This is a genomic window from Raoultella sp., from assembly GCF_039594335.1.
GTDB lineage: Bacteria > Pseudomonadota > Gammaproteobacteria > Enterobacterales > Enterobacteriaceae > Klebsiella.
Window position 1 is genome coordinate 1 of the sequence record NZ_JBCNNS010000205.1, and the last position, 5,312, is coordinate 5,312.

A 5,312-nucleotide genomic window follows, 5' to 3' on the forward strand; every position below is an offset into this window, starting at 1 on the left:
CGCGGACGAGGACCTGACCAATCCGGGAGAGTTTAAGTATGTCCGCTGAACACGTTTTGACGATGCTGAACGAGCACGAAGTGAAGTTTGTCGATCTGCGCTTCACCGATACCAAAGGTAAAGAACAGCACGTCACGATTCCGTCTCATCAGGTAAATGCCGAATTCTTCGAAGAAGGCAAAATGTTTGATGGCTCCTCGATCGGTGGCTGGAAAGGTATCAACGAATCTGACATGGTCCTGATGCCGGACGCTTCCACCGCGGTCATTGACCCGTTCTACGAAGAACCGACCCTGATCATCCGCTGCGATATCCTCGAGCCAGGCACCCTGCAGGGCTATGACCGTGACCCGCGCTCCATCGCGAAACGCGCTGAAGAGTACCTGCGCGCCACCGGCATCGCTGACACCGTCCTGTTCGGGCCAGAACCAGAATTCTTCCTGTTCGACGACATCCGTTTTGGCGCCTCTATCTCCGGCTCCCATGTCGCGATCGATGACATCGAAGGTGCGTGGAACTCCTCCACCAAATACGAAGGCGGTAACAAAGGTCACCGTCCGGGCGTGAAAGGGGGTTACTTCCCGGTTCCGCCAGTAGACTCTTCTCAGGATATCCGTTCCACCATGTGTATGATCATGGAAGAGATGGGCCTGGTTGTTGAAGCTCACCACCACGAAGTGGCTACCGCAGGTCAGAACGAAGTGGCAACCCGCTTCAACACCATGACCAAAAAAGCGGACGAAATTCAGATTTACAAATACGTTGTTCACAACGTCGCTCACCGCTTCGGTAAAACCGCGACCTTTATGCCGAAACCAATGTTCGGCGATAACGGCTCCGGCATGCACTGCCATATGTCTCTGGCGAAAAACGGGACTAACCTGTTCTCCGGCGACAAATACGCAGGTCTGTCTGAGCAGGCGCTGTTCTACATCGGCGGCGTAATCAAACACGCTAAAGCTATCAACGCCCTGGCGAACCCGACCACCAACTCCTACAAGCGTCTGGTCCCGGGTTACGAAGCGCCGGTTATGCTGGCTTACTCTGCGCGTAACCGCTCTGCCTCCATCCGTATTCCGGTGGTGACCTCTCCGAAAGCGCGTCGTATCGAAGTGCGCTTCCCGGACCCGGCTGCCAACCCGTACCTGTGCTTTGCGGCGCTGCTGATGGCTGGCCTTGATGGTATCAAGAACAAAATCCATCCGGGCGAAGCAATGGACAAAAACCTGTATGACCTGCCGCCGGAAGAAGCGAAAGAGATCCCGCAGGTTGCTGGTTCTCTGGAAGAAGCCCTGCAGGCCCTGGATGCTGACCGCGAGTTCCTGACGGCTGGCGGCGTGTTCACCAATGACGCTATCGATGCTTACATCGCCCTGCGTCTGGAAGAGAACGACCGCGTACGCATGACTCCGCATCCGGTTGAGTTCGAACTGTACTACAGCGTCTAATTTTGCTGTAAATCCAGGGTATGTCGTGTTGTGGCGCGGGATGCCCGGGATATTTTGTTGCCGTGGAAACTTTCAGCCCATCTCAGGATGGGCTTTTTTCTCCACCAACACGCTGATCTCGCGAGCTTTTTACCGATAAAAAGCTATACTGCACTAAATTGGTGCACTCTTTTTCAGGAGACTGTCGAATGGCAACAGGCACACTGCCCGATGCTGGGCAGATCCTCAACTCTCTTATCAACAGTATCTTACTGGTCGATGATGACCTGGCGGTGCACTTTGCCAATCCTGCGGCGCAGCAGCTGCTGGCGCAAAGTTCACGCAAGCTGTTTGGCACCCCGTTACCTGAGCTGTTGAGCTATTTTTCGTTGAATATCGGGCTGATGCAGGAGAGCCTGCAGGCGGGCCAGGGGTTTACCGATAACGAAGTGACGCTGGTTATTGATGGCCGCTCGCACATCCTGTCGCTGACCGCCCAGCGGCTGCCGGAAGGCTTTATTCTGCTGGAAATGGCGCCGATGGATAACCAGCGCCGCCTGAGCCAGGAGCAGCTGCAGCACGCGCAGCAGGTCGCCGCCCGCGATCTGGTCCGCGGCCTGGCACATGAGATAAAAAATCCGTTAGGCGGCCTGCGCGGCGCGGCACAGCTGCTCAGCAAAGCCCTGCCCGACCCGGCGCTAACGGAATATACCAAAGTGATCATCGAGCAGGCTGACCGGCTGAGAAATCTGGTCGATCGCCTGCTTGGGCCACAGCATCCGGGCATGCACGTTACTGAAAGTATCCATAAAGTCGCCGAGCGGGTAGTGAAACTGGTCTCCATGGAGTTACCGGACAACGTGAAGTTAATCCGTGATTACGACCCCAGCCTACCAGAGCTGCCCCACGACCCGGATCAAATTGAACAGGTGTTGCTGAACATCGTCCGTAATGCGCTGCAGGCGCTGGGGCCGGAAGGGGGCGAAATTGTTCTCCGCACCCGCACCGCTTTCCAGCTGACGCTGCACGGGGTGCGTTATCGCCTCGCCGCACGTATTGACGTTGAAGATAATGGCCCGGGTATTCCGCCCCATCTCCAGGATACGCTGTTTTATCCGATGGTCAGCGGCCGCGAAGGCGGTACCGGCCTGGGCTTATCTATCGCCCGCAGCCTTATCGATCAGCACTCCGGCAAAATTGAATTCACCAGCTGGCCGGGTCATACCGAATTTTCGGTATACCTGCCTATTCGGAAGTAGAGGTGTTTATGCAACGAGGGATAGCCTGGATCGTTGATGACGATAGCTCCATCCGCTGGGTGCTTGAACGCGCGCTCACCGGAGCCGGCTTGAGCTGCACAACGTTCGAAAGCGGCAATGAGGTGCTAGATGCCCTCACCACCAAAACCCCGGATGTACTGCTGTCAGATATCCGTATGCCGGGAATGGATGGTCTGGCGCTGCTCAAACAGATTAAGCAGCGTCATCCAATGCTTCCGGTCATCATAATGACCGCACATTCCGATCTGGACGCCGCGGTCAGCGCTTATCAGCAAGGCGCGTTTGATTATCTGCCCAAACCTTTTGATATTGATGAAGCCGTCGCCCTGGTCGACCGGGCGATAAGCCACTACCAGGAGCAGCAACAGCCGCGAAATGCGCCAATAAGCAGCCCAACTGCCGACATCATCGGCGAAGCGCCGGCAATGCAGGATGTCTTTCGCATTATTGGCCGTTTGTCGCGATCATCCATCAGCGTGCTGATTAATGGCGAATCCGGTACCGGTAAAGAGCTCGTCGCTCACGCCCTGCATCGTCATAGTCCACGTTCAAAAGCGCCGTTTATCGCACTGAATATGGCGGCAATACCCAAAGACCTGATTGAGTCCGAGCTGTTCGGGCATGAAAAAGGGGCCTTTACCGGCGCCAATACCGTCCGCCAGGGACGCTTCGAACAGGCTGACGGCGGCACGCTATTCCTGGATGAAATTGGCGATATGCCGCTTGATGTCCAGACTCGTCTGCTGCGCGTGCTGGCGGATGGCCAGTTTTATCGCGTGGGCGGTTACGCGCCGGTGAAGGTCGATGTGCGGATCATCGCCGCCACCCACCAGAACCTGGAACAGCGCGTGCAGGAGGGGAAATTCCGTGAAGATTTGTTCCACCGCCTGAACGTGATCCGGGTGCATTTACCGCCGCTGCGCGAGCGCCGGGAAGATATTCCACGCCTGGCCCGCCATTTTCTGCAGATAGCCGCCCGCGAGCTCGGTGTTGAAGCCAAACAGCTGCATCCGGAAACGGAGACAGCGCTGACACGCCTGGCGTGGCCTGGCAACGTCCGTCAGCTGGAAAACACCTGTCGCTGGCTCACCGTCATGGCCGCCGGCCAGGAGGTACTGACGCAGGATCTGCCGAGCGAACTGTTTGAGACCACGGTTCCGGACAGCCCGACGCAGATGCAGCCCGACAGCTGGGCGACGCTGCTGGGTCAGTGGGCCGATCGGGCGTTGCGATCCGGTCATCAAAACCTGCTCTCAGAAGCGCAACCCGAAATGGAGCGCACGCTGCTGACGACCGCCCTGCGCCATACCCAGGGGCACAAGCAGGAGGCTGCGCGTCTGCTGGGATGGGGTCGTAATACACTGACGCGTAAGCTAAAAGAGCTGGGAATGGAGTAGTGATTAACGGCATGATGAAAATTAGCCGTTCAGCGCAAAGTGCTGCTATTTTGTACTTTACTGTTCCGATGAGTTGAGTATGATCGTGCCCGGCATTAGGGGAGAGCATCATGTTTGAATCACTGGTGAGTATGATATCGAGCGGCGCCGCAGCCAGTCACACGCCACAAACGGCAGTCGCTGCCGTGCTGTGCGCTGCGCTGGTCGGGCTGTTCAGCTAATGGTTCCCCTCTCCTGCGGCCGCGGGAGAGGGGAAAACATTAAATGACCCGGGAGAACTGTTGCATCCGAGCTTTTTGCCGTAGATAGGCATCAAAGCACATGCAGATATTGCGGATCAGCAGTCGGCCTTTCGCCGTCACCTGAATGGCCTTATCATCCACAGCCACCAGCCCGTCATGCGCCAGCGGCGCCAGCAGCTTCAGGTCTTCGGCAAAATAAGACTGAAAATCCACATCCCACTGCGCCTCTACAGCCTCAATATCCAGACGGAAATTACAGATCAACGCCTTAATCACGTCGCGACGTAAACAGTCATCGCGGGTTAACGCGATCCCGCGCCATAGAGCGTCCCCTTGCTCTGCCACCTGCTGGTAGTACAGCTTCAGCTCTTTTTGGTTCTGGGCGTAGCTGTCACCAATCATGCTGATCGCGGACACGCCCATCCCCAGCAGATCGGTATCCCCCTGGGTAGTGTAACCCTGGAAATTGCGGTGCAGTATGCCATGACGTTGCGCGACCGCTAATTCATCGTCTGGGCGAGCAAAGTGGTCCATGCCGATAAACTGATAGCCTGCCGCCGTCAGCGAGCCGATGGTCTCCTGGAGGATCTCCAGCTTCTGTTCAGCGGAGGGGAGATCGGCATCTTTAATTTTGCGCTGTGCGGCAAAGAGCGTGGGCAGATGCGCATAGTTAAACACGCTCAGGCGGTCAGGATTGAGCTCGGCGACCTTTTGCAGGGTAAAGGCGAAGCTCTCCGGCGTTTGCTTCGGCAGGCCGTAGATGAGGTCGATATTGGTCGAGGTAAAACCAATCTCCCGCGCATGGTGGAGCAAATCAAAGATGAACGCTTCGTCCTGCTCACGGTTAACCAGGCGCTGAACCTCTTTATTGAAGTCCTGCACGCCCATACTCAGGCGGTTGAACCCCTCGGTGCGTAAATGATCGAGGACATCCAGCTCGATCTCACGTGGATCGACCTCAATGGA

At 56.6% G+C, this 5,312-nt stretch carries 5 protein-coding genes; 4 read left to right on the top strand and 1 reads right to left on the bottom strand.

Annotation, left to right across the window (positions count from 1 at the left end):
- The first annotated feature begins 38 nt into the window (after positions 1-38).
- From glnA to ACZAHD_RS21370, 4 genes are all read left to right on the top strand, one after another.
- On the top strand, positions 39-1,448 hold the full coding sequence (glnA, locus tag ACZAHD_RS21355) for a glutamate--ammonia ligase (RefSeq protein WP_004203622.1): 1,410 nt from the start codon (positions 39-41) through the stop codon (positions 1,446-1,448).
- A 188-nt stretch (positions 1,449-1,636) separates the two neighbouring features.
- Positions 1,637-2,686, top strand: coding sequence for a nitrogen regulation protein NR(II) (glnL, locus tag ACZAHD_RS21360; protein WP_008807910.1), 1,050 nt, complete (start codon positions 1,637-1,639; stop codon positions 2,684-2,686).
- 8 nt (positions 2,687-2,694) lie between these two features.
- A complete protein-coding gene (glnG, locus tag ACZAHD_RS21365) occupies positions 2,695-4,104 on the top strand; it encodes a nitrogen regulation protein NR(I) (protein ID WP_008807911.1) in 1,410 nt (469 codons plus the stop codon).
- 110 nt (positions 4,105-4,214) lie between these two features.
- Positions 4,215-4,325 (top strand): YshB family small membrane protein, encoded by a 111-nt coding sequence (locus ACZAHD_RS21370; RefSeq protein ID WP_004152951.1) that lies wholly within the window; start codon positions 4,215-4,217, stop codon positions 4,323-4,325.
- Positions 4,326-4,364: 39 nt separating this feature from the next.
- Here the strand turns inward: ACZAHD_RS21370 and hemN are convergent.
- A partial coding sequence (hemN, locus tag ACZAHD_RS21375) for an oxygen-independent coproporphyrinogen III oxidase (protein WP_462458538.1) occupies positions 4,365-5,312 on the bottom strand: 948 nt, incomplete at its 5' end.